This window comes from Marinobacter sp. C2H3 (genome assembly GCF_037080155.1).
Lineage (GTDB): Bacteria > Pseudomonadota > Gammaproteobacteria > Pseudomonadales > Oleiphilaceae > Marinobacter.
This window is the reverse complement of the sequence record NZ_JBBBNZ010000008.1, coordinates 1-5,573: the sequence shown is the minus strand read 5'-3', so window position 1 is coordinate 5,573 and position 5,573 is coordinate 1. Positions and strand designations below refer to the sequence as shown.

Genomic DNA, 5,573 nt, shown 5'->3' with positions numbered 1-5,573 from the left:
CAAGTAATTCGTGTGGGCGCTGGCCGAGGTATGTCGGATACGATATATCAAGGCAGCGACTCGTCGAAATTGAGTTTTGTCTTGAGCAAGAATTGGGATCTACGGATCCTGCGTGATTTAAACTGAAGAGTTTGATCATGGCTCAGATTGAACGCTGGCGGCAGGCTTAACACATGCAAGTCGAGCGGTAACAGGGGTAGCTTGCTACCCGCTGACGAGCGGCGGACGGGTGAGTAATGCTTAGGAATCTGCCTGGTAGTGGGGGATAGCCCGGGGAAACCCGGATTAATACCGCATACGTCCTACGGGAGAAAGCAGGGGATCTTCGGACCTTGCGCTATCGGATGAGCCTAAGTCGGATTAGCTAGTTGGTGGGGTAAAGGCCTACCAAGGCGACGATCCGTAGCTGGTCTGAGAGGATGATCAGCCACATCGGGACTGAGACACGGCCCGAACTCCTACGGGAGGCAGCAGTGGGGAATATTGGACAATGGGGGAAACCCTGATCCAGCCATGCCGCGTGTGTGAAGAAGGCTTTCGGGTTGTAAAGCACTTTCAGTGAGGAGGAAGGCTCAAAGGCTAATACCCTTTGGGATTGACGTTACTCACAGAAGAAGCACCGGCTAACTCCGTGCCAGCAGCCGCGGTAATACGGAGGGTGCAAGCGTTAATCGGAATTACTGGGCGTAAAGCGCGCGTAGGCGGTTTGATAAGCGAGATGTGAAAGCCCCGGGCTCAACCTGGGAACGGCATTTCGAACTGTCAGGCTAGAGTATGGTAGAGGGTAGTGGAATTTCCTGTGTAGCGGTGAAATGCGTAGATATAGGAAGGAACACCAGTGGCGAAGGCGGCTACCTGGACCAATACTGACGCTGAGGTGCGAAAGCGTGGGGAGCAAACAGGATTAGATACCCTGGTAGTCCACGCCGTAAACGATGTCAACTAGCCGTTGGGACTCTTGAAGTCTTAGTGGCGCAGCTAACGCACTAAGTTGACCGCCTGGGGAGTACGGCCGCAAGGTTAAAACTCAAATGAATTGACGGGGGCCCGCACAAGCGGTGGAGCATGTGGTTTAATTCGACGCAACGCGAAGAACCTTACCTGGCCTTGACATCCAGAGAACTTTCCAGAGATGGATTGGTGCCTTCGGGAACTCTGAGACAGGTGCTGCATGGCCGTCGTCAGCTCGTGTCGTGAGATGTTGGGTTAAGTCCCGTAACGAGCGCAACCCTTATCCCTAGTTGCCAGCACATAATGGTGGGAACTCTAGGGAGACTGCCGGTGACAAACCGGAGGAAGGTGGGGATGACGTCAGGTCATCATGGCCCTTACGGCCAGGGCTACACACGTGCTACAATGGCGCGCACAGAGGGCTGCAAACCTGCGAAGGTAAGCCAATCTCTTAAAACGCGTCGTAGTCCGGATCGCAGTCTGCAACTCGACTGCGTGAAGTCGGAATCGCTAGTAATCGCGAATCAGAATGTCGCGGTGAATACGTTCCCGGGCCTTGTACACACCGCCCGTCACACCATGGGAGTGGATTGCACCAGAAGTGGTTAGTCTAACCGTAAGGGGGACGATCACCACGGTGTGGTTCATGACTGGGGTGAAGTCGTAACAAGGTAGCCGTAGGGGAACCTGCGGCTGGATCACCTCCTTAAACGATGCTGACAGCCTCGGTCAGAGTCCACACGAATTACTTGATTCACGAGAAAGAGAGCAAAAGGGTCTGACAGGCCCGACCATTGGGTCTGTAGCTCAGGTGGTTAGAGCGCACCCCTGATAAGGGTGAGGTCGGTGGTTCAAGTCCACCCAGACCCACCAGAATTTCCCTGCTCGTCGTTGTCGAAGCACTTGCATAGCAGGCTATGCGGCGCACTTCGACGCCTAGATCAGAAAAATTCTGGTCCGGGAGGCGATAGCAGAACGCAGGGCAGGTTTCGTTAACCTAGGCGCAGCTTGAGCGAGTAAGGGAGTGACCCTCGATGGGTCATGACCGAAGTGAGCGAATGCTGCAACGACGGGTAACGGAAGCTGAACAAGTTCTGGGGCCGTAGCTCAGCTGGGAGAGCGCCTGCCTTGCACGCAGGAGGTCAGGAGTTCGATCCTCCTCGGCTCCACCAATTAGACCAGATACGAATAAACTGACTAACTCCGGTTAGCAGTGTGCAGAAACAAGTGTTTCAACGTGATGACGTTCGAAGCCCTTCTTTCTGATCACTGGGTCAGAATTGCTCTTTAACAATTTGGACGAGATAGAACACAGAATTTCTTCTCTCATTATCTCCGAGAGAAGGGTTCAAAGTGATAGCGATTTCAAGCGTTATCCGGTGTTGTCGTTGAAGTGGTTGTTGTATGACTTCAGTCGGCTGTCTCGAAACAACACCCATCAGGCTTGCCTGGTGCGCGTTGAATCGTGATCAGTTGTCTTGGGGTTATATAGTCAAGCAACTAAGCGCATACGGTGGATGCCTTGGCAGTCAGAGGCGATGAAAGACGTGGTAGCCTGCGATAAGGCTCGGGGAGCTGGCAAACAAGCTGTGATCCGGGCATCTCTGAATGGGGAAACCCACCAACCTTCGGGTTGGTATCTTACACTGAATCCATAGGTGTAAGAGGCGAACCAGGGGAACTGAAACATCTAAGTACCCTGAGGAAAAGAAATCAACCGAGATTCCCCAAGTAGTGGCGAGCGAACGGGGACCAGCCCTTAAGCTGAACGACCGGTAGGAGAAGGCTCTGGAAAGGGCCGCCATAGTGGGTGATAGCCCCGTATCCGAAACCCGAGTTCAGTGAAAACGAGTAGGTCGGCGCACGAGAAACGTTGACTGAAGATGGGGGGACCATCCTCCAAGGCTAAATACTCCTGACTGACCGATAGTGAACCAGTACCGTGAGGGAAAGGCGAAAAGAACCCCTGTGAGGGGAGTGAAATAGATCCTGAAACCGTATGCGTACAAGCAGTCGGAGCGGACTTGTTCCGTGACGGCGTACCTTTTGTATAATGGGTCAGCGACTTATGTTCAGTGGCGAGGTTAACCGTTTAGGGGAGCCGTAGGGAAACCGAGTCTGAATAGGGCGACACAGTCGCTGGGCATAGACCCGAAACCGGGCGATCTATCCATGAGCAGGGTGAAGGTGCCGTAACAGGCACTGGAGGCCCGAACCCACTGTCGTTGAAAAGCCAGGGGATGACTTGTGGATCGGAGTGAAAGGCTAATCAAGCCCGGAGATAGCTGGTTCTCCCCGAAAGCTATTTAGGTAGCGCCTCGGACGAATACCACTGGGGGTAGAGCACTGTTTCGGCTAGGGGGTCATCTCGACTTACCAACCCGATGCAAACTCCGAATACCAGTGAGTACTATCCGGGAGACACACGGCGGGTGCTAACGTCCGTCGTGAAGAGGGAAACAACCCAGACCGCCAGCTAAGGTCCCCAAGTACCAGTTAAGTGGGAAACGATGTGGGAAGGCTCAGACAGCTAGGAGGTTGGCTTAGAAGCAGCCACCCTTTAAAGAAAGCGTAATAGCTCACTAGTCGAGTCGGCCTGCGCGGAAGATGTAACGGGGCTCAAACTGGTCACCGAAGCTGCGGCTGCACACTTACGTGTGCGGGGTAGGGGAGCGTTCTGTAAGCCTGTGAAGGTGAGTTGAGAAGCTTGCTGGAGGTATCAGAAGTGCGAATGCTGACATGAGTAACGACAATGCGGGTGAAAAACCCGCACGCCGGAAGACCAAGGGTTCCTGCGCAACGCTAATCGGCGCAGGGTGAGTCGGCCCCTAAGGCGAGACCGAAAGGTGTAGTTGATGGGAAACGGGTTAATATTCCCGTACCTTGGGTAGCTGCGATGGAGAGACGGAGAAGGCTAGGTGAGCCGGGCGACGGTTGTCCCGGTTTAAACGAGTAGGGAGTGGGCTTAGGCAAATCCGGGTCCACAATCCTGAGACGTGACGACGAGTGTCTACGGACGCGAAGTCATTGATGCCATGCTTCCAGGAAAATCTTCTAAGCTTCAGGCTACTTAAGACCGTACCCCAAACCGACACAGGTGGTCAGGTAGAGAATACCAAGGCGCTTGAGAGAACTCGGGTAAAGGAACTAGGCAAAATGGTGCCGTAACTTCGGGAGAAGGCACGCCGGCGTGTACGTGAAGCCCCTGCGGGTGGAGCGGAAGCCGGTCGAAGATACCAGGCCCCTGCGACTGTTTATTAAAAACACAGCACTCTGCAAACACGAAAGTGGACGTATAGGGTGTGACGCCTGCCCGGTGCCGGAAGGTTAATTGATGGGGTTAGCTTCGGCGAAGCTCTTGATCGAAGCCCCGGTAAACGGCGGCCGTAACTATAACGGTCCTAAGGTAGCGAAATTCCTTGTCGGGTAAGTTCCGACCTGCACGAATGGCGTAACGATGGGGGCGCTGTCTCTACCCGAGACTCAGTGAAATTGAAATCGCCGTGAAGATGCGGTGTATCCGCGGCTAGACGGAAAGACCCCGTGAACCTTTACTATAGCTTCACAGTGAACTTTGAGCATGCTTGTGTAGGATAGCTGGGAGGCTTTGAAGCGGTGACGCCAGTCATCGTGGAGCCAACCTTGAAATACCAGCCTGGCCTGTTTGAGGTTCTAACTCTGTCCTGTTATCCAGGACGAGGACACTGTGTGGTGGGTAGTTTGACTGGGGCGGTCTCCTCCCAAAGCGTAACGGAGGAGCACAAAGGTGGGCTAAGCATGGTCGGACATCATGCGGTTAGTGTAATGGCACAAGCCCGCTTAACTGCGAGACAGACACGTCGAGCAGGTGCGAAAGCAGGTCATAGTGATCCGGTGGTTCTGTATGGAAGGGCCATCGCTCAACGGATAAAAGGTACTCCGGGGATAACAGGCTGATACCGCCCAAGAGTTCACATCGACGGCGGTGTTTGGCACCTCGATGTCGGCTCATCACATCCTGGGGCTGAAGCCGGTCCCAAGGGTATGGCTGTTCGCCATTTAAAGTGGTACGCGAGCTGGGTTTAGAACGTCGTGAGACAGTTCGGTCCCTATCTGCCGTGGACGTTGGAGATTTGAGGAAAGCTGCTCCTAGTACGAGAGGACCGGAGTGGACGAACCTCTGGTGTTCGGGTTGTCACGCCAGTGGCATTGCCCGGTAGCTATGTTCGGACAGGATAACCGCTGAAAGCATCTAAGCGGGAAGCCCCTTCCAAGATGAGATCTCCCTGGCCCCTCGAGGGCCCTGAAGAGCCGTTCAAGACCAGGACGTTGATAGGTCGGGTGTGTAAGCGCTGCGAGGCGTTGAGCTAACCGATACTAATTGCTCGTGCGGCTTGACTATATAACACCCAAGACAATTGCGGATGACGCAACGAAATCGAATATCACGTTCTATCCCGTCCCCCAGTGATCAACCGTTTTGCCTGACGACCATAGCGGTCTGGAACCACCTGATCCCATCCCGAACTCAGAAGTGAAACAGACCAGCGCCGATGGTAGTGTGGCTTCTGCCCATGCGAGAGTAGGTCATCGTCAGGCTCTTAATACCCAAACCCCAGCATCTCGCGATGCTGGGGTTTTTT

General features: G+C 54.2%; 2 tRNA genes and 3 rRNA genes. All 5 read left to right on the top strand.

From position 1 onward, the window contains the following. The first annotated feature begins 119 nt into the window (after nucleotides 1–119). A 16S ribosomal RNA gene (locus tag V3388_RS16345) occupies nucleotides 120–1,660 on the top strand. An 87-nt stretch (nucleotides 1,661–1,747) separates the two neighbouring features. Continuing rightward, nucleotides 1,748–1,824, top strand: a tRNA-Ile gene (locus V3388_RS16340). Between the two features lie 223 nt (nucleotides 1,825–2,047). Then, a tRNA-Ala gene (locus V3388_RS16335) sits at nucleotides 2,048–2,123 on the top strand. Between the two features lie 318 nt (nucleotides 2,124–2,441). After that, nucleotides 2,442–5,332: ribosomal RNA gene (locus V3388_RS16330) — 23S ribosomal RNA — on the top strand. Between the two features lie 81 nt (nucleotides 5,333–5,413). Continuing rightward, nucleotides 5,414–5,529, top strand: a 5S ribosomal RNA gene (gene rrf, locus V3388_RS16325). The 16S, 23S and 5S rRNA genes sit together here with 2 tRNA genes alongside, the layout of an rRNA operon. Nucleotides 5,530–5,573 lie beyond the last annotated feature (44 nt).